Annotated in this window: 23 protein-coding genes; 3 read left to right on the top strand and 20 right to left on the bottom strand. The window is 34.0% G+C overall.

Annotated elements, in window-relative coordinates:
- Window position 1: 1 nt before the first annotated feature.
- The 10 genes from BUB32_RS06370 to BUB32_RS06325 all read right to left on the bottom strand — a co-directional run bounded on the left by BUB32_RS06370 (window position 2) and on the right by BUB32_RS06325 (window position 10,475).
- Window positions 2-1,387: a UDP-N-acetylmuramoyl-tripeptide--D-alanyl-D-alanine ligase gene (locus BUB32_RS06370; RefSeq protein ID WP_084726986.1), complete on the bottom strand. Its 1,386-nt coding sequence runs from the start codon at window positions 1,385-1,387 to the stop codon at window positions 2-4.
- Entirely contained in the window at window positions 1,384-2,835 is a 1,452-nt protein-coding gene (locus BUB32_RS06365) for a UDP-N-acetylmuramoyl-L-alanyl-D-glutamate--2,6-diaminopimelate ligase (protein ID WP_072968436.1), read from the bottom strand. Before BUB32_RS06365 ends, BUB32_RS06370 begins: the two co-directional genes overlap by 4 nt.
- 83 nt (window positions 2,836-2,918) lie before the next feature.
- Complete coding sequence (locus BUB32_RS06360; protein WP_072968435.1) at window positions 2,919-4,994, bottom strand: stage V sporulation protein D; 2,076 nt, start codon at window positions 4,992-4,994, stop codon at window positions 2,919-2,921.
- 12 nt (window positions 4,995-5,006) lie between these two features.
- Window positions 5,007-5,450, bottom strand: a complete 444-nt coding sequence (gene ftsL / locus BUB32_RS06355; protein WP_072968433.1) for a cell division protein FtsL — start codon at window positions 5,448-5,450, stop codon at window positions 5,007-5,009.
- A 28-nt stretch (window positions 5,451-5,478) separates the two neighbouring features.
- Window positions 5,479-6,405: a 16S rRNA (cytosine(1402)-N(4))-methyltransferase RsmH gene (rsmH, locus tag BUB32_RS06350; protein WP_072968431.1), complete on the bottom strand. Its 927-nt coding sequence runs from the start codon at window positions 6,403-6,405 to the stop codon at window positions 5,479-5,481.
- Between the two features lie 12 nt (window positions 6,406-6,417).
- Complete coding sequence (mraZ, locus tag BUB32_RS06345; RefSeq protein WP_072968429.1) at window positions 6,418-6,849, bottom strand: division/cell wall cluster transcriptional repressor MraZ; 432 nt, start codon at window positions 6,847-6,849, stop codon at window positions 6,418-6,420.
- Window positions 6,850-6,940: 91 nt separating this feature from the next.
- The gene (locus BUB32_RS06340; RefSeq protein ID WP_072968427.1) at window positions 6,941-7,141 is read right to left on the bottom strand and encodes a hypothetical protein; all 201 of its coding nucleotides are present in this window, start codon (window positions 7,139-7,141) and stop codon (window positions 6,941-6,943) included.
- 130 nt (window positions 7,142-7,271) lie between these two features.
- The gene (gene yfmH / locus BUB32_RS06335) at window positions 7,272-8,549 is read right to left on the bottom strand and encodes an EF-P 5-aminopentanol modification-associated protein YfmH (RefSeq protein ID WP_072968425.1); all 1,278 of its coding nucleotides are present in this window, start codon (window positions 8,547-8,549) and stop codon (window positions 7,272-7,274) included.
- A 2-nt stretch (window positions 8,550-8,551) separates the two neighbouring features.
- Window positions 8,552-9,817 (bottom strand): EF-P 5-aminopentanol modification-associated protein YfmF, encoded by a 1,266-nt coding sequence (yfmF, locus tag BUB32_RS06330; RefSeq protein WP_072968423.1) that lies wholly within the window; start codon window positions 9,815-9,817, stop codon window positions 8,552-8,554.
- A 103-nt stretch (window positions 9,818-9,920) separates the two neighbouring features.
- Complete coding sequence (locus BUB32_RS06325) at window positions 9,921-10,475, bottom strand: YhcN/YlaJ family sporulation lipoprotein (protein WP_072968420.1); 555 nt, start codon at window positions 10,473-10,475, stop codon at window positions 9,921-9,923.
- A 142-nt stretch (window positions 10,476-10,617) separates the two neighbouring features.
- On the opposite strand from BUB32_RS06325, the gene ychF reads away from it, so the two are divergent.
- A complete protein-coding gene (ychF, locus tag BUB32_RS06320; RefSeq protein WP_072968418.1) occupies window positions 10,618-11,709 on the top strand; it encodes a redox-regulated ATPase YchF in 1,092 nt (363 codons plus the stop codon).
- A 130-nt stretch (window positions 11,710-11,839) separates the two neighbouring features.
- Here ychF and thiI read toward each other — a convergent pair whose 3' ends face one another.
- The 8 genes from thiI to lpdA all read right to left on the bottom strand — a co-directional run bounded on the left by thiI (window position 11,840) and on the right by lpdA (window position 18,922).
- Complete coding sequence (thiI, locus tag BUB32_RS06315) at window positions 11,840-12,982, bottom strand: tRNA uracil 4-sulfurtransferase ThiI (RefSeq protein ID WP_072968416.1); 1,143 nt, start codon at window positions 12,980-12,982, stop codon at window positions 11,840-11,842.
- Between the two features lie 3 nt (window positions 12,983-12,985).
- On the bottom strand, window positions 12,986-14,137 hold the full coding sequence (locus BUB32_RS06310) for a cysteine desulfurase family protein (RefSeq protein WP_072968414.1): 1,152 nt from the start codon (window positions 14,135-14,137) through the stop codon (window positions 12,986-12,988).
- Between the two features lie 18 nt (window positions 14,138-14,155).
- Window positions 14,156-14,422, bottom strand: coding sequence for a metal-sensitive transcriptional regulator (locus tag BUB32_RS06305; protein ID WP_042833339.1), 267 nt, complete (start codon window positions 14,420-14,422; stop codon window positions 14,156-14,158).
- Window positions 14,423-14,525: 103 nt separating this feature from the next.
- A complete protein-coding gene (locus BUB32_RS06300) occupies window positions 14,526-15,197 on the bottom strand; it encodes a hypothetical protein (RefSeq protein WP_072968412.1) in 672 nt (223 codons plus the stop codon).
- Window positions 15,198-15,646: 449 nt separating this feature from the next.
- Window positions 15,647-15,958, bottom strand: coding sequence for a ferritin family protein (locus BUB32_RS06295; RefSeq protein ID WP_200773859.1), 312 nt, complete (start codon window positions 15,956-15,958; stop codon window positions 15,647-15,649).
- Between the two features lie 71 nt (window positions 15,959-16,029).
- Window positions 16,030-16,878 (bottom strand): lipoyl synthase, encoded by an 849-nt coding sequence (lipA, locus tag BUB32_RS06290; protein ID WP_072968408.1) that lies wholly within the window; start codon window positions 16,876-16,878, stop codon window positions 16,030-16,032.
- Complete coding sequence (lipB, locus tag BUB32_RS06285) at window positions 16,865-17,551, bottom strand: lipoyl(octanoyl) transferase LipB (RefSeq protein WP_072968405.1); 687 nt, start codon at window positions 17,549-17,551, stop codon at window positions 16,865-16,867. The genes lipA and lipB overlap by 14 nt, the downstream gene beginning before the upstream one ends.
- 18 nt (window positions 17,552-17,569) lie before the next feature.
- Window positions 17,570-18,922 (bottom strand): dihydrolipoyl dehydrogenase, encoded by a 1,353-nt coding sequence (gene lpdA / locus BUB32_RS06280; RefSeq protein ID WP_072968403.1) that lies wholly within the window; start codon window positions 18,920-18,922, stop codon window positions 17,570-17,572.
- Window positions 18,923-19,075: 153 nt separating this feature from the next.
- Here lpdA and BUB32_RS06275 point away from each other — a divergent pair, with 153 nt between their 5' ends.
- Window positions 19,076-20,461 (top strand): hypothetical protein, encoded by a 1,386-nt coding sequence (locus BUB32_RS06275; RefSeq protein WP_072968401.1) that lies wholly within the window; start codon window positions 19,076-19,078, stop codon window positions 20,459-20,461.
- On the opposite strand, the gene BUB32_RS06270 is transcribed toward BUB32_RS06275, so the two are convergent.
- Window positions 20,458-20,715, bottom strand: a complete 258-nt coding sequence (locus BUB32_RS06270; RefSeq protein WP_042833346.1) for a putative Se/S carrier protein — start codon at window positions 20,713-20,715, stop codon at window positions 20,458-20,460. The two genes, BUB32_RS06275 and BUB32_RS06270, sit on opposite strands and share 4 nt — an antisense overlap.
- A 128-nt stretch (window positions 20,716-20,843) precedes the next feature.
- Here BUB32_RS06270 and BUB32_RS06265 point away from each other — a divergent pair, with 128 nt between their 5' ends.
- The gene (locus BUB32_RS06265) at window positions 20,844-21,524 is read left to right on the top strand and encodes a CAP domain-containing protein (protein ID WP_072968399.1); all 681 of its coding nucleotides are present in this window, start codon (window positions 20,844-20,846) and stop codon (window positions 21,522-21,524) included.
- A 19-nt stretch (window positions 21,525-21,543) separates the two neighbouring features.
- On the opposite strand, the gene BUB32_RS06260 is transcribed toward BUB32_RS06265, so the two are convergent.
- Window positions 21,544-22,947 (bottom strand): aminopeptidase, encoded by a 1,404-nt coding sequence (locus BUB32_RS06260; RefSeq protein WP_072968398.1) that lies wholly within the window; start codon window positions 22,945-22,947, stop codon window positions 21,544-21,546.
- Window positions 22,948-22,985 lie beyond the last annotated feature (38 nt).

The following is a 22,985-nucleotide window of genomic DNA, read 5'->3' as shown; positions in this document are numbered from 1 at the left end:
TTTATTTTACCCTCTCCTGCAAAAATTGTACTATTTGTTCCATTTTCATACCTCTTGAACCTTTTATTAAAATTGAATCTCCTTGTTTGATAATATCTTTCAAAATTTCCTTAACCTCTTTATTAGTGTTACAAACAAAAATAGTATTCTCTTTCATCCCACAAACCTTGGATTCTTCTGCAATATATTTCGACATATCACCAGAGGTTATCAAAATATCTATATGGCTATCTGCCACCAATTTTCCTATTTCTTTGTGAGCTTCTACTGCATACTCACCTAATTCCAGCATATCTCCTAAAACTGCTATTTTTCTCTTAGCAGGTAAATCCCTTAATACGCTTAAAGCTGCTTTCATAGAATCTGGATTAGCATTATATACATCATCAATAATTTTTATATCACCTTTTTCTATTATATTAAGCCTCATTTTGCCTGGTTGGAAATCTTTTAAAGCCTCTGCCATGTCTTCTACATCGATACCAAACTCTAATCCAACACAAATAGCAGCAAGAGAATTATACACATTATGAATACCTGGTACTGAAAGCTTTATTTCTTTCTCCAAATTTTTATATTTTAAAGTATATTTTATATCTTTTTCTCCTTTTTCTATATCGCAAGCTTTAATTTCTCCACTTTTTATACCATATCTGTAATACTTACTTGAATACTGCAGAGGAATTTTTGATAGCATATCATCATCTGCATTTAATACAATCACATTTTCCTCATTAAAATTTTCAATCAACTCCGTTTTTGCTTTTAATATATTTTCCTTTGAACCTAATTTTTCAATATGAGCAACTCCTATATTTGTAAAAACTGCTACTTGAGGCTCTGCAATATTCTTTAGTCTCCTAATTTCTCCAAAGCCGCTCATTCCCATTTCCACTACCGCAATCTGATGAGTATCTTCTAAGTTAAAAATTGTCAATGGTAAGCCAATTTCATTATTAAAATTTCCCTCTGTTTTCAAAACTTTATACTTTTTAGACAATATTTGTGCAATCATATCTTTCGTAGTAGTTTTTCCGCTGCTACCTGTTACAGCAATAAAAGGAATATTGAATTTTTTTCTATAATAAGAAGCAATTTTATGCAAAGCTTCTAAAGTCTCATTAACGTAAATGACATCAACTGAAAAATCTTTCAAACACTCTACATTTTCCAACCTCGCAGTAATAACTGCAATAGCGCCTTTGTCTATTGCATCTTTTACGAAATCTTCTCCATCGTATTTTTCCCCTTTCAAAGGGATAAATAATTCATCTTTTTTGACTTTTCTCGAATCAGTTGAAATGCCTATTACTTTATCCTTTAAACTTCCTTTTATCAATTTTCCCTCAGTAGCCCTTACAATTTCATCTATTAAAAGTTCCATTATTTATTACCGCCTTCAGACAAAATTTCTTTAACTATTTCTCTCTCATCAAAAGGAATAACCTCATTTCCTATAACTTGATAGGTTTCGTGACCTTTGCCTGCAAGTATTATTACATCGTCTTTTTGAGCATTAGTTAGAGCGTACCTTATTGCTTCTTTTCTATTTTCTATTACAACATAAGGACAATCAGTCTTTTTTATGCCTTCCTCAATTTGTGAAATTATTTCTCTTGGGTCTTCCGAACGAGGATTATCTGAAGTCAAAATGCAAAAATCCGCATACTTCCCTGCAACTTCTCCCATCAAAGGCCTTTTAGTTTTATCTCTATCTCCTCCAGCACCGAAAAGAAGTATTTTTCTTCCGGTTTTATATTCCTTCAATGCCTCCATTATATTCTGTATTCCGTCAGGAGTATGGGCATAATCTATAATTACATAAAAGTCTTTTCCTGTCTCTACTAGTTCAAATCGACCTTTTACTGTGACCTGACTTAAAGCTTCTCTCACACTTCGCAAAGAAATACCAAGAAAGTCAGCCACTGTAATGGCAGCTAAAGCATTGTAGACGCTAAAAATTCCTGGAATTTTTAATGAAATCTCCTCTTTTTTATCTTCAATCTGCACTTTAAACTTTACACCGCTTAGACTATTCCTAATATCCTTTGCCATAACATAAGCAAAATCTTTTATACCATAAGTCAAAACTTTTGCCTTAGAACTCTCAATCATCATAGAAGAGTATTTATCATCTATATTGATGACCGATGCCCTCTTCGCCATCTTGAATAACTTACTCTTTGTCTTAGCATACTCTTCCATGTTCTGGTGAAAATCCAAATGGTCTTGGGATAAGTTGGTAAAAACTGCTATATCAAATTCACATTCGTCTACCCTATTTAATGCTAAAGAATGAGATGATACCTCCATAACCACATACTTAACACCTTTGTTCACCATAATACTAAAAAGCTCCTGCAAATCCAATGATTCAGGTGTAGTATGTACAGAAGGTATCACTTCATCCCCTATCATGTTTTGTATTGTCCCTACTAATCCCACTTTATTATTTTGCCTTTCTAAAATCGCTTTTAGCATATAAGTAACAGAGGTTTTGCCATTTGTTCCTGTTACACCAATTAAAGTAAGTTTGCTGGTGGGGTTATTGTAAAAATTAGAAGCTATTTTTGCCATGGCAACTCGAGCATCTTCTACTAATACTGTTGTAATACCAGGATACTCTTTTATTTCTCTATCTGTAACAACAGCAACTGCCCCATTTTTAATAGCCTCTTCCACATATAAAATACCATCGGTTTTAAACCCTTTTATAGCAATAAATAAATATTTCTTTTTGGCTTTACGGGAATCGTAACACACCCCACTGATGTCTATATTAGGATCTCCTTTTATCTCGCACTTAACACTTTTTAAAATATCTATAAGTTTCATGTTAGGCCTCCTCACAAAAATATCTAAAAAGCATACCACCACTAAATAGTATAGCACAATTATAGATTTTGCATAGAGGAAGTTTAATTTTCCTTAGGCCTAAACTCCACTTCTACAGTTTCACCTTTTTTCAAAATCGTACCTTCTTTCGGACTTTGATTTACAGCAAAACCACTGCCTTTTATTCTTATTTTAAGTCCTAAAGAATTTAGAATTTCTGTAGCTTCTTTTACACTCTTACCAGTTAAATCAGGGATTACTACTTCTTGTATTTTTTCAGCATTTAAGTACAAAATAACTTGTGTGTTTTCTTCTACAATTGCTCCTGGTATAGGCATTTGGTCAAAAACGGTATCTCCATTTCCTTCTATTATAAAATTAAGTTTATTCGACAAAATAATGTTCTCTGCTTCGTAAAGTTTCATATTCCTCACATCCGGTACCACAACCGATGCAGGTTTTTCTATTCCTCTTGGCTGTACTTCCAAATATCTTAAGGTATCTTCTAAAATGCTCTTTACTACAGGGGCAGCCAATTGGCTTCCAAAATGGGTTTCCGGATTATTAGGCTCATCTATTACCACCAACACAATAACTTTTGGATCCTCCGCTGGTGCAAAACCTATAAAAGATGCCACATATTTTCCTGGCATATATTTTTCTGTAGTACCAGTCTTTCCAGCTACATCAAATCCTTCAATATATCCTGCTTTTCCCGTTCCCTCTGACACTACACTTTTTAGTATTTCTCTCATTGTAGAAGATGTCTCTTCAGAAATGACCTGCCTCACTACTTTTGGTTTGAATTCCTTCACTACTTTTCCATTTGGATCTACAATTGATTTCACAATTATAGGTTGCATCAATTTCCCTCCATTGGCTATTGCAGAGACAGCAGTAATCATCTGAAGAGGCGTCACAGCAATACCTTGCCCAAAAGAATTAGTGGCCAACTCAACAGGCCCAACATTACTTTCTGCCAATACAAGGCCTGGAGCTTCACCAGGAAGAAATATTCCTGTCCTTTGTCCAAATCCAAAATCATGTATGTATTTATAGAGTTTTTCTACTCCTAACCTTTGTCCTAACGTCACAAAAACTACGTTGCAGGAATTTTGAACACCTTGAACAAAATTTTCACTGCCATGAGTAGCCCAGCAATTTATTCTATGTCCAGCAACTGTGGTATAGCCCGGACAATAAAACTGTTCATTAAGACCTACAAGTTTTTCTTCTAGAGCTGCAGAAGCAGTAATTGTCTTAAAAACAGAACCAGGTTCATAAGAATCAGAAATAGCTTTATTTCGCCAAGCTTTATACCATTCCTCCTGCGGTCCTTCAAAAGGATTATTAGGATTAAAATTTGGTCTATTAGCCAAAGCCAATATTTCCCCTGTTTTGGGGTCCATAACAATAGCTACCGCTCCCTTTGAAGGCCTAGAATTAACCATCGCTTGGTTAAGAGCCTTTTCTGTAAAATGCTGAATAGTCTCATCTATTGTAAGCACTACATTATAACCTGGAAGAGGTTCAAAATATTCTTCCTCTCCCACATCCATCTTTCTACCTATAGCATCCATTGGAGTAGTAATTCTTCCTGGAATACCTCTTAAAAAGTTGTCAAATGCTAATTCAATACCATCTAAACCCTGATTGTCAATTCCAGTAAAGCCTAAGACATGAGATGCAAGAGTATTATTTGGATAGAATCTTTTCATGTCCTCTGAAATTATTATTCCATCTATATTAAGCTTTCTTATCTCTGCTGCCTTTTCGTCATCAACTTGTTTAGCAATTAACACTTCTTGTAAGTTTTTATTAGAAATCTTTTGAAGAACTTTCCATTTATCTAAATTTAATATTTGGGCTAAAGCTTCAGCCACTGCTTCTCTTTGAGAAACAGGTATTTCTTTAGGGATAACACTTATCTTATTTACACTTATATTTTCTGCTAATACTTTGCCATTTCTATCAAATATATTTCCCCTTTTGCCACTAACAGATACGTCTAAAGTCCATTGAGGAAGTGCCATCTTTTGATAATCTTCACTTTTTACCACCTGTATCCAAAAAAGTCTGAGTATAAGTCCAAAAACAACTATAGAGGATAAAAAAAGTAAAAAAAGAATTCTTCTCTTTAAAGATATGGTTGGATATATCTATTATCCCCCCTATCTATTCAACACCCCCAATATCCTCATAAAAAAGTGACTTTTATCTTGTGATTTTTCTTCACTTTTTTTCTCTTCAGCTACTTTAGGTTTTTCTCCTACTTTTACGTAAACTATCTGATTTTCTTCTGGCAATTGCATTCCTAATTTTTCTTTTGCAATCTCTTCAATTCGAGCAGGATTGGTTAAAGAAGCAATTTGGGCTTTTAATTGTTGATTTAAATTTTCTGTATATTGTACTCGCTTTTCCATTTTGTCTAAAGCAATTGACCTTTGATAAATTACAGTATACCTGTAAAGTATCAAAATGCTTAGAGAACTTATAAAAACTACCAAAAGTAAATTCTTTAACTTCTTGTTTTTTTTAGTTTTCCTTACTTGCTCTTTCTTTTCTGAGGTATATGGGGGATACTCGTAATTATATTCTCTTTGTGCTACTATCAATTTATTCTACCTCCATTTCTTTTAGAACTTACAGTTTTTCTGCAACCCTAAGTTTTGCACTGCGGGACCTGGAATTTGTTTCTATTTCCTCTTTGGAAGGTAATACCGGTTTTTTTGTTATAATTCTCACTACCGGTTTTTTGCCACAAGTACATGGCATATTAGGTGGACAAGTGCAGGGATTTTCTAATTTTTTAAAAGTATTTTTCACAATTCTATCTTCCAAAGAGTGAAATGTAATTATCGCAATGCGCCCTTTCCCCCGTAATACCTCTACCATATCCTCAATCGTCTTATCTAAACCTTTAAGTTCTTGATTGACTTCTATCCGTATGGCTTGAAATGTTCTTTTGGCTGGATGTGGTCCTTCCCTCCTGGCAGAGGCAGGAATAGCATTTTTTATAATCTCTACCAACTGGAAAGTAGTTTTTATTTCTCCTTTTTCTCTTTCTTTTACAATAAATTTAGCAATACGTGATGCCCATTTCTCTTCACCATATTCTCTTATAACTTTTTCTAATTCTTGCTGTGAATACTTGTTCACCACGTCATAGGCAGAAAAAGGTGAATTTTTGTCCATTCTCATATCCAGTGGAGCATCTTTCATATAAGAAAAACCTCGTTCAATTTCTTCTAATTGATAAGAAGATACCCCCAGATCCAAAAGTATGCCATCAACTTTGTCAATATTTAAACTTTTAAGTATTTCTTTTATATTTTTAAAATTATCATTTATGTACTTTACATTTTCATAGTTTTTAAGCCTTTCTTTGCTAGCTTTTATCGCATCCAAATCTCTATCTATCGCAATTAATTTTCCTGTGGTAAGCCTTTTTAATATTTCTTCAGAATGACCTCCACCACCTAAAGTACCATCTACATATATTCCCTCTGGTTTTATATTTAAATATTCAATTGTCTCCTTAAGCAAAACACTTTTATGGCTATATTCCATTCTTTATCACACCTATATATTTAAGTCGTCAAGATGCTCAGCAATCTCTTCAAAAGAAACATCTGTATTATTAGAATACTCTTCCCAAACCTCTTTACTCCAAATCTCAACCCTTGTAGAAACTCCAATAAATATAACATCTTTTTCTATTTTGGCATGCTCTCTTAAATTAGCAGGTATAAGTATTCTTCCCTGTTTATCAATTTCACATTCCACAGCTCCAGCTAAGAAAAATCTCGTAAATGCTCTTGCGTCTTTTTTGGTAAGTGGCAAAGTTTTAAGTTTGGCCTCAATATTTTTCCACTCCTCCAAGGAATATACAAATAAACAATTGTCCAAACCTTTAGTCAATACAAACCTTTCCCCTAGTTCTTCTCTGAATTTTGCGGGAATTATGACTCTTCCCTTTGCATCAATTGTGTGTTCGTATTGGCCCATCAACATACAAAACACCAAACTTTCATTTCACATTCTCCCACTTACCACCACATTACACCACTTAATATGTTATTCTATATAAATTTAAAAAATCCTGCTAAATTTTTATAAAAAAATAAAAAAACAGGCTTTGCGCCTGTAGTTTGTTGACAAAGTTAAAAAAATATTCAAAGGAGATATTTTGCATCGTCGTTCCGATGTTCCAAAGCGACAAAACTAAATCTCGACCTTCGGGCTCCGGCAGGGTACCGGGCACAATCGGCCTCCATGCCTTAAGGTGCCCGCCTCCGCCATCCATGGCTTCGGCCCTGCCTCCACCTTCGGTCTTGCTAAGTTTTGTTACCGCTTTGTAACAAGTCGCTCCTTATGCAAAATATCTCCTTTACGAAAGTTTGTCTACAGTCTGAAACAGGCTTTGCGCCTGACTTTTATTTTTTAAGAGGATTCACAATAGAAAGTACGCTATTCTCTTCTCTCAGATGATTTTGAAATCTTCCCCTAACATCTTCAAAGCTTATACTATAAAGCACATCTAAATAATCCAGTAAATTTATTTCTTTCATATAAAAGTTTATAAAACTGTAAGCTATACTATCGACTGAATTAAAGGTTCTTAAAAATTTTCCTATATACTTTTTCTTTATTCTCTCAAAATCTTCTTCCTTTAAAAATTGTAGATTATTTATTGCATTTAAAATGATATCTCTCACTTTAAAAGGATCTTTAGATTGACCTCCTATTATAGAATAACCGTAATCTATCTCTCCGCCGTAATCAAAGCTAAAAGTGCTGTCAATAAGGCCTTCATTGTAAAGCCTTTCATACAAGTCAGAGCTTCTGCCTAATACCATTTCCAGCCCTATTTGTATCTCTAAATTTTTCTTTAATAATTTCTTTCCCCCAAAACCCACATCTGTATCTTTAAAACCTAGATTAAAAAGAGGAATGGATACTTGCATATCTTGTACCACTTCTTTTTTATAAACGCTTGAAGGCTCTTTAGGATATATCCTTTCTATTTCTCCCTGTTTTTTATCCTGTCTCACATTTTCTTTTATAACGTCAAGAGTTTTATCTATATCAATGTCTCCTACCGCAAAAAATACCATATTTTCAGGATGATAAAATGTGTAATAACACTTATATAAAATTTCTTTATTTATTTGAGAAATTGATTCAATCGTGCCAGCTATGTCCTTTCTGACTGGATGTACATGATAAAGGGCCTCTAATGCGTTAAAATAAACTCTCCAATTGGGGTCATCTTGATACATCCTTATTTCTTGAGCTATTATTCCCTTTTCTTTTTCCACATTTTCATCTGTAAAATAAGGATTTTGTACAAACTTTATCAAAAGTTTCAGATTTTCATAGAAGTTTTCAGTACACGCAAATAAATAAGCAGTTGTAGTAAAATTAGTATAAGCGTTAGCTGAAGCCCCTAATTTTGAAAACTGCTCAAAAATACTACCTTCTTCCTCTTCGAACATTTTGTGTTCCAAAAAATGTGCAACTCCATCAGGTACCTCAGTTATATCAGTATCCCCTGGAGCGATAAATTTACTGTCATTAGAACCAAAATGGGTAGCAAATATTGCAAACTGTTTTGTATAACCTCTTTTCGGCATTATATACACTTTTAGGCCATTATCCAATTCTTGTAAAAGCATTTTTTCATTTATTCTCTCATTGTACAACTGCTGCATAATTATTCCTCCTTTTTGCCGGTCATAAAATACACCGTATCTAATTTAACCTTTTTAGCAACTTCCACTACGTCCTCTTTTGTCACTTTCTCTACTTTTTTAATAAATTCTTCTATATTTAAATCTCCTCCTGCAATTTTTTGTGATAAATAGTAGTCAGATTTAGAAGTAGCATTGTCTTTCATTGCATTTAAAGAGGTCTTTAAAGCTTTTATTGTGGAATCTAATTCATAATCTGAGATATTGCCTTCTTCAATTTCTTTTAACTGTTTGAGTATTATATCAAGAGCTTTGTTGTAATTTTCTATCTCTATGCCGCAACTTACCACCATTAAACCTTTAAATCTCTCAAGCCTTGAATAAGCATAATAAGCAAGGCTTGCTCTTTCCCTTACATTCATAAAAAGTTTAGAAAAGGGTCCCCCTCCTAACACGCCACTGTATACCAAAAGAGGAAAATATTCCTCGCTGTTAGACGGTATATTAGTTCTAAATCCAAGAGTAAGCTTTCCTTGTGTTACTTCTAAATTTTCCGTCACATATTTTACTTCCTTTACTTCTTTATATACATTTGGAGAAGGAATATTTAATATTTGTCCTCTTTGAAAAGAAAAATATTTTCTAAAAACCTCCTCTACATATTTAGGGTCCACGCTTCCCACTACATATATATCCATCGGTAAAGTATTAATACAATTTTGATAATAATGGTAAAGATTTGTTTCATCAATAACCTCTAAATCCTCACTCTTGCCTAATTCGAATATAGCAAAAGGCTCCCCTTTACACATCTCTTCATAACAACGGTCTACCGCATATTTGGTTTTATCGTTTATTCTTGAATCTATTAAATTTTTGTGAATCTCTTTTTCTTGAAGTACATAATCTTTATTAAAAGCATTTCCTTCTGTAAGAGGGTTGAAAACTAACTCTTTTAAAAATTTTACTCCCTCTTCTAAAATATTCTCTTTTATGTACTCTTCTTGAGGTAATTCCAATCTATATTGTTGAAGGTGCCTTTCTCCTTTTTTATACACAGAAACAGCCATGGTAGTACCATATAAGTTTTCTAAAAACTTCACAATTTCTTTGTAGGTTTTAATATTAGAAGTACCCCTTTTTAAAACAGCAGGAAACAAAGCATATTTTGTAGCCTCTTCTCCTAATTGGTTGTGGATATAAAGATTAATTGTCACTGTTTTAAATTTGTCTGTAGTATCTATGTGCAAATCTATTCCATTGTTTACTTGTTTCCTAATTAATTCCATGTCATCAACTCCTTCTAAAATAATCCAATTATTTTTTGATTATATGATAATTGTAACACAAAGTCAATAATACATAAACCCGGGGAAAAACCCCAGGTTTTTGTTACATACCAGGTGTAATGCGTTTTATAATTTCTGAAATTTGTTTCGCAAATTCAGAAACTGGTCTTCCCGCAGAGATTCCTCTGGCAATGTTATCTATTCTTTTGTACAAATCTGGATCCGAAGTTACATAGACCCTTGTTATAGATTTATCAGTATTTTTTACAGTTTTTTCTATTTTCTTTTTTACATCAGTTTCATGCGTTCCCTGTACTCTTGCTTTCATATCCACACCTACAAGGGCTGTACTTCCAGATACTACTACTGTAGCCTTGTTTACTTCTGGTATTTTAGCAACATTTGAAGCTATTTTGCTTGCTCTTACACTTTCTGTTGTCGGTTTTCTTACAGGAGTTGGAGCTGGCATTGTTGGTGTCCTAGGTGCAGGCGTTGTATAACCTGGTGCTGTCTTAGAAGGCGCAGGAGTAGTCCTTGTAGGCGTCGGTGTATAACGAGCAGGAGCAGGCTTTTTAGTCGCAGTTTTGCATCCTGCCATTGAAACCATTATCATTATCCCAATAAGCATTATTGTAATTATACTTTTTATTTTTTTCAAAGCTATGCACCTCCTCAAAATATATTTTTGCACTTTTATCAAAAAGTATTATGCTAAATTATGGAATATTTATGAAAAACATTTGAAAAAATTTTTTAAGTAATATATAATGCATATGTAAAACTATTGGAGGGAAGATAAAATGGAAATAGGAATTGTTGGACTACCTAACGTCGGTAAAAGTACTTTGTTTAACGCAATTACAAAAGCGGGTGCAGAATGTGCAAACTATCCTTTTTGCACTATTGAACCAAATGTCGGAATTGTAGCTGTACCAGATGAAAGGCTGGATTTTCTAGCAAAAATTGAAAATCCACAAAAAGTTATACCCGCAACTATAAAATTTGTTGACATAGCAGGCCTTGTAAAAGGAGCGAGCAAAGGTGAGGGTTTAGGAAATAAATTTCTTTCTCATATTAGGGAAGTTGACGCTATATTAAACGTAGTAAGATGTTTTGAAGATAGCAATATTGTCCATGTAGAAGGAAGTATCGATCCTATAAGAGATGTTGAAATAATAACTTTAGAGCTTATACTTGCTGACATGGAAGTTATTGAAAGGCGTCTTCAAAAAACATCAAAACTTGCGCGAAATGATAAAAAAGCAGCCTTCGAATTGGAAATACTTGAAAAAATAAAAAAAGGATTAGATGAAGGGAAACCTGTAAGGGCTCTTCAATTTACTGAAGAAGAAAAAAGTTTTGTAAGTCAACTTATGTTGCTTACCTATAAACCTGTCATGTATGTAGCAAACATTTCAGAAGAAGATTTAATTTCAGAAGAAGACAATCAATATGTTAAGCAGCTAAAAGAATATGCTGAAAAAGAAAATTCTCAAGTTTTGGTTATAAGTGCAAAAATTGAAGAAGAATTAGCTTCTTTAAGTGATGAAGAAAGAAATGAACTTTTGAGAGAGTACGGCCTTGCCGAACCTGGCCTTAACAACATAATAAGGCATGGTTACTCTCTCCTTGGACTTATAACCTTTTTCACCGCTGGACCAAAAGAAGTCCACGCTTGGACAATAAAAAAAGGCACAAAAGCACCTCAAGCAGCAGGAAAAATTCATTCAGATTTTGAAAAAGGATTTATAAGGGCAGAAGTGATCTCTTATGAAGATTTAGTAAAAGCTGGTTCACAGGCAGCAGCAAGAGAAATGGGACTTATGAGACTGGAAGGAAAAGATTATGTGATGCAGGATGGGGATATAGTAGTCTTCAGATTTAACGTATAAAAATCGCCTTTTATGGCGATTTTTATACGTCAGCATCAGGTGGCATCCATGGCTTCGGCCCTGCCTCCACCCTCGGTCTTGCTAAGTTTCCCGGCACTCAAGTGTCTGAAACCAAGCAAAGTTGCTTGATTTAAACTTCTATAACCTCTTCTTCAAATTCATCAATGTATTTTTGATATTCCATTTTTTGTTCTACTTCAATTACTTTGTCTAACTTAGGTTTTGTAGCAGGATGTTTTGGCACAAAAATAGTGCAACAATCTTCATAGGGTCTTATAGAGATCTCAAAAGTACCAATCTTTTGAGCTAAATCTATAATCTCTGTCTTATCCATCCCAATGAGAGGCCTAAATATTGGCATAGAGACAGAAGCATTGGTTACATATAAACTTTCAATCGTTTGACTCGCAACTTGTCCTAAACTTTCACCAGTAATTAGAGCCATAGAACCATTCTTTTGAGCAATTTTTTCTGCTATCTTCATCATCATCCTTCTCATAATTATAGTAGTAAATCTTGGTGGACATTTCTCATAAATTTCTAATTGCAACTCAGTAAAATGCACTATATGTAATTTTATCTTTTGTCCATACTGAGAAAGGACTTTGCACAAATCTATAACCTTGTCTTTAGCTCTTTCAGAGGTATAAGGAGGACTGTGAAAATAAACCGCTTCTATCTCTACTCCTCTTTTCATCATCATCCAAGAAGCTACAGGGCTATCAATTCCTCCCGACAAAAGTACAGTGGCTTTGCCATTCGTCCCAAGAGGGAGCCCTCCTATTCCTTCAATCACTCCTGCGTACACAAATCCCATTTCTCTTATCTCTACATTTAAAAGCACATCAGGATTATGGACATCTACTTTTAAGTTTTTCACATTTTTTAATACAGCTGCTCCTACTTTACGACTAATCTCCATGCTGTTATAAGGAAAAGATTTATTAGGTCTTTTAGTTTCTACTTTAAAAGTTTTTCCTGAGTGCTCTTTCATTAATTCTATCGCAGCTTGATATATATCCTCCAATTTTAAATCAGTTCTTTTTGCTTTCGTTATTCCTACAATACCAAAGACTTTTTTTAATCTTTCTATTACCTCTTCAATATCTCCATCACATTCTACATAAATTCTGCCATGAGTTTTTTCAACATTAACTTCCTTAAAGTCAGAAAGAGCATGTTTTATATTTTTTATAAGTTTATTTTCAAAAAAAGACCTATTATCTCCTTTTAAAGCTAATTCTCCATATTTAATCAATAATATGTCTTGCATATTTTACCTCCGTTTGTATTTTCTCAAAAAATTCACTTTTTCTTTTAACACTGATATAGTATAGTCAATTTCTTCTTCGGTATTAAAAATTCCAAAAGAAAATCTTATAGCGCTTTCAATAAGGTCCTCTTTAAGACCTATCGCTTTTAAAACATGACTTTGTCCTTTCTTTTTAGAAGAACAAGCTGAACCTGTAGAAACATATATACCCTTTTCTTCAAGAGCGTGCAAAAGCACCTCTCCTCTAATTCCAGCAAAAGAAATATTAAGTATATGAGGAGCTCCCTCTTCAATCTTTGGTCCATTTAAATGGACATCTTTTATTTCCGAAAATATTCCTTCATAAAGGCGCTTTTTTAAGGTCATCAACTTACTTGCGTTTTCATGAAAATTTCCTTGTGCAAGTTTGCTGGCTACACCAAACCCCGCAATTCCAGGCATATTCTCCGTTCCGGACCTTAAATTTTTTTCCTGTCCTCCTCCAAAAATTATTGGCCTAATTTTGACTGATTTATCAATATATAAGGCTCCTACGCCCTTAGGTCCGTGTATCTTGTGACTACTTAAAGAAACCATATCTAAATTTTGCTTTTTTACATCTACATTTATTTTTCCCACTGCCTGTATAGCATCCACATGAAAAATTATATCTCTTTCCTTTGCTACTTCCCCTATTTCCTGTATTGGCTCAATCGTACCTATTTCATTGTTAACAGCCATAATTGAAACAAGAATCGTTTTGTCAGTTATAGTCCTCTTTAAATTTTCTATATCTACTTTTCCTGTTTTATCCACATCTAAATAGGTCACTTCAAAGCCATTTTCCTCTAAATATTTTAAAACATTAAGTACAGAGGGGTGTTCAATAGTGGAAGATATTATGTGATTGCCTTTTTTTCTTAAACTTTCAGCAACTCCAATTAAAGCGAGATTGTTTGATTCCGTACCGCCAGAAGTAAAAACAATCCCCTCAGTATCTCCGTTAATAAGTTTAGCAACATTTTCTCTTGCTTCCTTCATCAATTTTTCAGCCTGATACCCTTTTAAATGTAACGAAGAAGGATTTCCATATTCCTTTTCTAAAACCTCTACCATTTTTTCTATAACTTCTTTCCTAACTCGTGTAGTAGCACTGTTGTCAAGGTATACTTCCATAGACATCATCCCTTTTATCTATTTTGCAAACTTGATTAACAAATTAATAATTCGCTGTACTTCTTCATAGGTAGCCTTTCCATCCTCATTTGCTAATATACACTCCTTAGCATGCTCTTGTATTATAGACATACCCACTTTTTCTAAAGAAGCTTTTACAGCTGCTATCTGCAATAAAATTTCCTCACAACTTTTTGACTCTTCTACCATTTTTTCTATCCCTGCTATGTGCCCTTTTATCGTCTTTAATCTCATTAAAATATCATTTCTCAAATTATCGCCCACTTACAACACACCCTTTACTAATTTAATTCCCTATATATTAACTTTGCCACAAAATTTGCAAAGAGTCAATTCCTATGTAAAAAGCCAGCTAATTTGCTGGCTTTTAATAAGGATTTTGATACATTTGTGGTGGATCAAAAGATGGGAAAGGCTTTTTGTAAAAAATGTCACATACATCTGTTGTAAATTCTTCACAAGCTGCTGGAGTAGGACAGAATCCATAAGAAGGAACTAATAATTGCACATCTACTGCGGATTTTATCACAATCCATACCCCAATTATCACTTCTACAGTGGTAGTAGCTCCTAGATTAACCTTTCCGTACAAGCACTCTGCTAACGCCTCGTATTTCATTATCGCTACATTTGGGTCTGGCACATAAAGTACAATATCTTTGTTGAAAGTAGTAATATTTCCTGGTAATGTTTGTGTGGTTCCGTCCGGATAGTTAATCACAATATCATAAGTCACTTGAAAAGTTGCTTCTACCCTAGCAAATCCCGGTCTATCCGGAAGTGGCGTTATTACAAAACCCGGGGGTGTTACTAAAGTCACTTTTATATTTTCACATCCTCCAAAAGAAGGAGTTAAAGTTAGATTTGTTGGTACAAACGTAATCGGAGGTATATTATCAAGGCATAATCTTTGCGAACAAGCATCATATATCTTAGTCACTTCAATGCAAGCTATTTCTGTAGGTTCAGGAAGTTGCCCTGGCTGTACAGGGCCTGGCACTATCTCTTGCTGCCCTATCATCTTTTTAGAAAAAGCCATATTATTTCCCCCTTTACAGTTTACAGCTTTTATTAACTTAAACTATCTTATCTATCTACAATATACGTTTTAATATATTAGATTGTTACAGAAAATTAAAAAAATAAGTACCTCGATAAGGTACTTATCAGTTTGTTGACAAAGTTAAAAATATTCAAAGAAGATATTTTGCATCGTCGCTCCGATGTTCCAAAGCGACAAAACTAAAGCTCGGCCTTCGGGCTCCGGCAGGGTACCGGGCACAATCGGCATCCATGCCTTAAGGTGCCCGCCTCCGCCATCCTTGGCTTCGGCCCTGCCTCTACCCTCGGTCTTGCTAAGTTTTGTTACCGCTTTGTCACAAGTCGCTCCTTATGCAAAATATCTCCTTTACGAAAGTTTGTCTACAGTCTGATAAGTACCTCGATAAGGTACTTATTTCAACTATCTATAAGCACAAACTCCTTCTTTTATTTAATCTTTCCAATCATTTCTTCTACTTCTTTTGCCCCTTCTTCGTAAAATTTCTCCTCATCAGGAGCTAATTCTTTCAAAAGCCTCAAAAACTCTCCCGCATGCACTTTTTCCTCATCTGCTATGTCCATTAAAACTGCTTTTGCTAATTCATTATCAGTAGCTTCTGCCAACTGAGTATAAAGTTGAATTGCCTCATACTCTGCCGCCACCATAAAGCGTATAGCCCGTACCAACTCTTCATGGGTTACTTTTCTTTTTTCAGTGAGTCCTGAAAAAGGAGTTCCAAACTCAGGCACAGTTAACATCTCCTCTCCTTATGTATCGATTTTATTATATCATAAATTCATATAATATCAAAAAATTTCAAAAAGTTGAATTAACTCTTTGTCACCTTCAACCCCTCATCAGCATGATAAGAACTTCTGACCAAGGGACCAGAAGCTACGTATTTAAAACCTAATTCATATCCTATCTCTTCATATCTCTTAAACTGCTGTGGAGTAACATATTCTGCTACTTCTATATGTTTTGCTGAAGGTCTCAAATACTGTCCTATAGTCATCATGTCACAATCAACACTTCTTAAGTCTTTCATAACTTGTATAACCTCTTCTTCTGTTTCCCCAAGCCCCACCATAATTCCTGACTTGGTAATAATATAAGGGTTTAATTCTTTTGACTTTTTTAAAAGGTTTAAAGACCTTAAATAATCTGCTTTTGGCCTTACCATTGGATAAAGTCTCGGTACTGTTTCTACATTGTGATTTATTATATCTGGCTTGGCTTCTACTACTTGAGCAATAGACTCTTCTTTACCCATAAAATCAGATACAAGTACCTCAACTGTAACTCCTGGAAATTTTTTAAGTTCATAGATTGTCTTTGCAAAATGTGATGCTCCACCATCCGGTAAATCATCCCTTGTAACACAAGTAACCACAACATGCTTTAATCCTAACTTTTGAGCAGCCTCAGCAATTCTTCGAGGCTCATCCTCATCAAGAGGTTGAGGATGTCCTTTTTCTACCGCACAAAACCTACAGTTTCGCGTACATATATTTCCCATAATCATAAAAGTAGCTGTCTTTCTTGCAAAGCATTCCCCCATGTTGGGACAATTGGCACTTTGACAAACTGTGTTTAAAGACATACTTTTTAAAAAAGCTTCCATCCTGTTTAAATCTTCGTTTAATAGCCTCACTTTGAGCCATTCAGGCTTTTGCATTATCAATCACCGCCAATCTATCTAAAGTTATTTCATTAAAGTGTATACCAAATACTTCGCTAAATTTATCAACCATTTTTTCTTTTACTTTTTCTATGTCTTCATTTATTCCAAGTTTTTGCATAGAAGTAACTCCAAACTCAGTAATGCCGCAGGCATTTATTAAACCAAAATATGAAAGGTCAGTATTTACATTAAAGGCTATTCCATGCCAAGTAATCCAGCGCCTAACAGCAATACCTATGGCGCATATCTTTTCATCACCTACCCATACTCCGGTGTATTTAGGCTTCCTTCCCGCTTTTATACCATACTCCTCCAAGAGTTTTATAATCGTCTCTTCTAATTTATAAACAAAAAGATGAACATCTTTTTGCCACTTTGCCAAATTAAATATAGGATAGGCAACTATTTGTCCTGGTCCGTGAAAAGTTATTTTACCTCCCCTTTCTACTTTATAAAGCTCCGCTTTTTTCTTAAGTTCCTCTAAAGGTACAAGGATGTTTTCGTCAAAACCACCTGAAACTCCTATAGTATATACTGGTGGATGTTGAAGCAATATAAGAATCCCGTCCGTCTCGCCCTTTTTAACTCTTTCAAAGGCTTTAAGCTGTATCTCTTTTCCCTCCATATAAGGTACAATTCCCAGTTTTAACACTTCTCCTTTTTTCAAGTAAATCTCTCCTTTAACTTATCCTTTATTTATAGGCATTCCTAATGCGTCTTCTGCTGCCTCTTTTACGCTTTCTGAAAGCGTAGGATGAGCGTGAATTGCATCTGCCAACTCTTCTAATGTAAATTCTTCTTTTACAGCAAGTACACCTTCATGGATTATCTCTGTAGCGCCAGCACCTATTATTTCCATTCCCACTACCCTATTGTATTTTGCTTCTGCGATTATTTTAACAAATCCATCGTTTTGCCCCATAGTCATAGCTCGTCCTAAAGCAGTATAAGGAAAAGTGCCTATTTTTACATCTCCAAATTTTTCTCTTGCTTGAACTTCATTCAAACCTACCCATGCTATTTCAGGACTTGTATAGAGGCAATTAGGCACTGCATTTAAATCCGCTTCCTTTTCTTCTCCTGCTATATTGTGAGCAGCTACAATACCTTGATAAGAAGCCACATGAGCCAGTTGTATACCACCTGTGACATCTCCAATTGCATATATATTTTTTATGCTTGTCTTCATGTGGGAGTCGACTTTTATGCCCTTTTTATCCATATCAAGATTTAAAGCTTCAATTCCATTTACATTGGCAACTCTTCCTACAGCGACTAAAACAGTATCGCATTCCACTACCTGAGTATTCCCTTCTGTGGTATAAACTACCTTTAAACCTTCTTCTATCTTTTCTACTTTACTGCTTAAATGTAATTCAATTTTTTTATGCCTCAAAATTTTTTCCATCGTATCTGCTATGTCTCTATCTAACATAGGCAAAAGTTGAGGAAGCATTTCAATTATGACAACTTTACTTCCTAAAGCAGAATAAATATTTGCAAATTCCAATCCTATAATTCCCGCCCCTATGATGACAATTTTTTCAGGAATTCTTTCAAGTTCTAACGCTTTATCACTTGTAATAACACCTTCTAAGTTAATCCCTTCAATAGGCGGTAAAAACACCTTTGAACCTGTTGCAATTATAAAATTTTCTGCTGTGTATCTTTTATCAACTTCTATAGTGTTTTCATCAACAAACCTACCTCTCCCTTTTATAACATCTACATGGTGTAAGTTCATTAAATAACCTACTCCACCGACAAGTCTTTTTACTACTCTTTCTTTTTTCTGACGAAGTTTCACAATATCCACTGTATACTGGGCCATTATTCCAAAGTCTTTAGCATCTTTTATGGCATTTATAAGCTCTGTCGCATGAGAATAGACTTTCGTCGGTATGCAACCTCTGTTTAAACAAGTACCCCCCAATGAATCTTCTTCTACAACAGCGACTTTTTTCCCTAATTCGCTGAGTCTAATAGCAGCAGTATAGCCACCCGGCCCTCCACCTAAAACTATAACATCGTAATCCATTTTTCTCCTCCTTTTTGAGTTTATTGATTCTTGATTTATCTTTTTATTTATTTCTACACTTAACCTCAAAAATCCTTCTTTCATTATTGCAATAACATGTCAATTCTATTCAATAATCATTATGCATATATTTTAGCAAAGGGAGGGAAATTTATGGACAAGATTGTGACTAAAAAAGATGAGGATTTTTTTCAGTATATTTATCTTAAAGATAGAAAAATCATATTGAACACTATAGAAAATGGAAAAACAACAGAAGAAATCATTGTAAAAGACTGTTTAAGTGATTTTGACACTTGTTACGATGAAAAAGGAAGTCTAAACCTGATATACTTTAATTCACAAGGAGAAATAATTTTTTTAATTCAAAAGGAAGAAGGCTGGGTAGGAAAATCTTTATACACTTATAAAGATAAAAAAACGTATATAAGCAATTTTAGCCTCTTTATAAAAAATAAAACACTCCACATATTTTTCACAATCAGTAATTCTAATAATCCTAGAGAAGTCCATTTGATACACCAAAAATGGTCAAAAAATTGGAAGGGCAATAATATAGCTGTTATAAAAAATATCTCTTTCACCCCTTTTTATGATTTATTCATTGATGAAGAAGAAAATATTCACTTAATTTATATAACAAAAGAAAAAAATAACAGTCAACTTTACTACCTTAACTATGTAAAAGATAATTGGTCGCCAAAATTTCTAATTTCAGAAGCAGAAGGAATATTCTATCCTACAATAACTGTAGATCCGCAAAAAAATGTACATACCTTATGGGTAGAAGAAGATATAATTCAAGAAATAAAATATAGAAAGAAAACCCCTGGAAGCTGGCCAAAAGGCAGTTGGGGTAGTATCATGACTCTGGCTTATTCAACAAATATTAAAAATTGCTATATCTCATTTTTAGAAAATACTTTATGGTGCACTTACCTTCAAAACGACAACTTCTTTGCCACCATCTCCTCGGATGGAGGAAATAGTTGGTGCAAGCCCTTTAAAATTCCTTCTTCTTTTTCTGAATACAGTTTTTTTAAGTTAAAAACCCCGATAGATAAATTTCAAAGCAATTATTTATTTATAAACGATAAAGGAGAAATAATTCCTTCTTTGCAGTACACATTAACCAGCAAAAATGGAGAAAAAGATTCTTATTTCACTTTCTATATAAAAGAAGTTCAGGAGTATTTGAACATCCTAATAAAAAAGCTTGAAACTATCAAGGAGGAAAAAACAAGATTAGAAGAAGAACTAAGCAGAAAGAATATTGAAATTACAATAAAAAACAAAAATATAGGCGATTTACAAGAACTATTAAAACAAATAAATGATGAAAAAATGAAAATTGCCCTTAAAGCGGACAATTACAATACAATGGTAAATAGTTTGATAAGAGAAAATGAAAATCTTAAAAAACAAATAAAAGACTTACAAAATCAAATAATAATTTTAAATGCTAAACTGGAAAATCTACAAAATGTCAGCACTTTTCAAAAAATAAAAAATATATTTATAAAAAGCGACGAATATTAAACAATTTTAACTATTTTATATCCTGCAGGAATTCTTTCTACTTCGTATATCCCCTTGTAAGGAATGTTGAGCCTTTGCAAAAGGTTTTGTACTACTCGCAAAGATTCCAATCCAAACTTAAGAGAATGGCTGCAACTTTCCGTGATACTTCTGGGAGTTGGTACAAATTCTACCGGAATATTATTTTTCTTTAACATTTTTTCTGTCATTAAACCATGCTGATAAGAGTAAAAGACAATCAATCCATATTTCACTAATACCACCTCAAAATCAGTATATTCCAACAACGCAAAAGTTGATACAATGTTCCTATCTCACCATAAATTACTTGAAGGAATTTACAGCTGTCTGTAGAATATATGATTTTGAGGAGGTAATAAAAATGAAAATAAAATCAATAATAACAGTATTAATAGCAATAACTATAATTTTTTCTTCCAATCCTGCCAGTGCTTCAATTTTTTATTCTTATGGATATTTCACTAAAAATACTGTAGCAAATAATTCAATAAGATTTTCTAATTCAAAGAACTTAATAACTATAAAACAACCAGTTTCTTATAATGTCACACCTAAACAGACAACTTCAAATCCCTCAAATACTTTTAATCCCACTAATAGCGATAGCTCTATCTCGCAAAATACAGGGGTAGCACCTCAAACAACAAATATTTCTCTTTCTCAAGAGGAAAAAACTTTAGTAGAATTAATAAATCGAGAAAGAGTAAGCCGCAACTTAAATCCTCTTCAGGTAGATGAAAATCTCTGTAAAGTTGCCAGACTAAAAGCAGAAGATATGAAAGAAAATAATTATTTCTCTCATACTTCTCCAACCTACGGCTCACCTTTCGACATGATGAAAAAATTTGGAATAAATTATTATTTGGCAGGTGAAAATATAGCTTTAAATTCAAATGTTATAAAAGCTCACTATTCCTTGATGAACTCAGAAGGACACAGGGCCAACATTTTAAATCCCTACTATAATAAAATTGGAGTTGGGATAGTAAAAAATAAAGAAGGCAATGGCATAATAGTAGTAGAAATGTTTATAAAAGATTAAATCCGGGTAAATCCCGGATTTAATCTTTTTTCATAAATACTTTATAAGCCTTATACGCCATATACACATCTACTTTAGAAGATAACTCATAAGGTGCATGCATGCTTAAAAGTGCAACGCCGCAGTCTAAAACTTCCATGCCATAATTCGCAGCGTATTGGGCAACTGTACCGCCGCCTCCCATGTCAACTTTGCCCAACTCACCTGTTTGCCATATTACTCCATTTTCATTGAAGAGTTTTCTCACTTTACCGACAAACTCGGCATTTGCATCATTTGATCCTCCCTTTCCTCTTGAACCAGTATATTTGGTTACACAAACCCCTTTTCCTAAATAAGCAGTGTTTTGCTTTTCACTGACTTCTGGATAAGTAGGATCAAATGCAGCATTTACATCAGCAGATAGCAGTTCAGAATTAGCCAAAACCCTTCTCAATTTGATATCTGTGCTTCCTTCGTATTTTTCCAATATCTCTGCAATAGCATTTTCGAAAAATCTTGATTGCAAACCTGTATTGCCCATACTTCCAATCTCTTCTTTATCAGCGAATATCGCAACAGCCGTTCTCTCTGGCACTTCAAGCTCAAGAATAGCTCTTAAAGAAGTATAAGCGCAAACCCTGTCATCTTGACCATAAGCACCAATCATGCTTCTATCAAAACCTATATCGCGAGGCTTATAGGCAGGCACTAATTCTAACTCAGCGCTTAAAAAGTCTTCTTCCACTATGCCATATTTTTCATTTAAATATTTCAAAATATTGGGTTTCACGCTGACTTCTTCAGAAAGAGGAATGCTTCCAACTACAGCATTTAATGCTTCTCCTGTAACCGCTTCTGCTACTTTTTTCTCCATCTGATCTTTCCCCAAGTGGGGCAATAAATCTGTTATGTAAAGGACAGGGTCATTTTCATCTTCTCCCACTACAATGTTTATTTTCTCACCGTTTGCTTTGACAATTACTCCATGGAGAGCCAAAGGAATTGTCACCCACTGGTATTTTTTAATACCGCCATAGTAATGGGTTTTAAATAAAGCCAAGCCACCATCTTCATACATTGGATTAGGTTTTAGGTCAATTCTCGGAGAATCAATATGGGATGCTATCGCTTTTATTCCCTTTTGCATTGACTCTTTACCAATTACAGCTAAAACTACTGACTTTCCTTTGTTGTTATAATAAACCTTGCTGCCCGGCTTTAAATTTGTAACTTTTTCAATATCGATAAAGCCATTCTTTTCTGCTATTTCTATAATCTTCTCTGCCGTTTCTCTTTCCGTCTTACATTTTGTCATAAAGTCTTTGTAGTCTTCTGCAAACTGATAAACTTTTTCTTTTTCTTCATCAGAGATTTTTGTCCATGCATCTACATTTTTGTAACCTAAACGCTTTTCAATTTCCTTTAAATCTTTTTCTTCCAATGAAATTACCCCCCGTGGTTTTTTGTATGGATGACACT

Origin of the sequence: Thermoanaerobacter uzonensis DSM 18761, from assembly GCF_900129115.1 — a bacterium.
Taxonomy (GTDB): domain Bacteria; phylum Bacillota; class Thermoanaerobacteria; order Thermoanaerobacterales; family Thermoanaerobacteraceae; genus Thermoanaerobacter; species Thermoanaerobacter uzonensis.
The sequence above is the reverse complement of the archived record's forward strand: the minus strand, read 5'-3'. Positions and strand labels throughout refer to the sequence as shown.

What these genes read in the sequence shown, in the direction of transcription:
- BUB32_RS06365 (WP_072968436.1), bottom strand. Translation starts at nt 2,835, where the DNA reads ATGAAACTTATAGATATTTTAAAAAGTGTTAAGTGCGAGATAAAAGGA.
- rsmH (WP_072968431.1), bottom strand. Translation starts at nt 6,405, where the DNA reads ATGGAATATAGCCATAAAAGTGTTTTGCTTAAGGAGACAATTGAATAT.
- mraZ (WP_072968429.1), bottom strand. Translation starts at nt 6,849, where the DNA reads ATGTTGATGGGCCAATACGAACACACAATTGATGCAAAGGGAAGAGTC.
- BUB32_RS06340 (WP_072968427.1), bottom strand. Translation starts at nt 7,141, where the DNA reads ATGGATGGCGGAGGCGGGCACCTTAAGGCATGGAGGCCGATTGTGCCC.
- yfmH (WP_072968425.1), bottom strand. Translation starts at nt 8,549, where the DNA reads ATGCAGCAGTTGTACAATGAGAGAATAAATGAAAAAATGCTTTTACAA.
- yfmF (WP_072968423.1), bottom strand. Translation starts at nt 9,817, where the DNA reads ATGGAATTAATTAGGAAACAAGTAAACAATGGAATAGATTTGCACATA.
- ychF (WP_072968418.1), top strand. Translation starts at nt 10,618, where the DNA reads ATGGAAATAGGAATTGTTGGACTACCTAACGTCGGTAAAAGTACTTTG.
- thiI (WP_072968416.1), bottom strand. Translation starts at nt 12,982, where the DNA reads ATGCAAGACATATTATTGATTAAATATGGAGAATTAGCTTTAAAAGGA.
- BUB32_RS06310 (WP_072968414.1), bottom strand. Translation starts at nt 14,137, where the DNA reads ATGGAAGTATACCTTGACAACAGTGCTACTACACGAGTTAGGAAAGAA.
- BUB32_RS06300 (WP_072968412.1), bottom strand. Translation starts at nt 15,197, where the DNA reads ATGGCTTTTTCTAAAAAGATGATAGGGCAGCAAGAGATAGTGCCAGGC.
- BUB32_RS06295 (WP_200773859.1), bottom strand. Translation starts at nt 15,958, where the DNA reads ATGTTAACTGTGCCTGAGTTTGGAACTCCTTTTTCAGGACTCACTGAA.
- lipA (WP_072968408.1), bottom strand. Translation starts at nt 16,878, where the DNA reads ATGCAAAAGCCTGAATGGCTCAAAGTGAGGCTATTAAACGAAGATTTA.
- lpdA (WP_072968403.1), bottom strand. Translation starts at nt 18,922, where the DNA reads ATGGATTACGATGTTATAGTTTTAGGTGGAGGGCCGGGTGGCTATACT.
- BUB32_RS06275 (WP_072968401.1), top strand. Translation starts at nt 19,076, where the DNA reads ATGGACAAGATTGTGACTAAAAAAGATGAGGATTTTTTTCAGTATATT.
- BUB32_RS06265 (WP_072968399.1), top strand. Translation starts at nt 20,844, where the DNA reads ATGAAAATAAAATCAATAATAACAGTATTAATAGCAATAACTATAATT.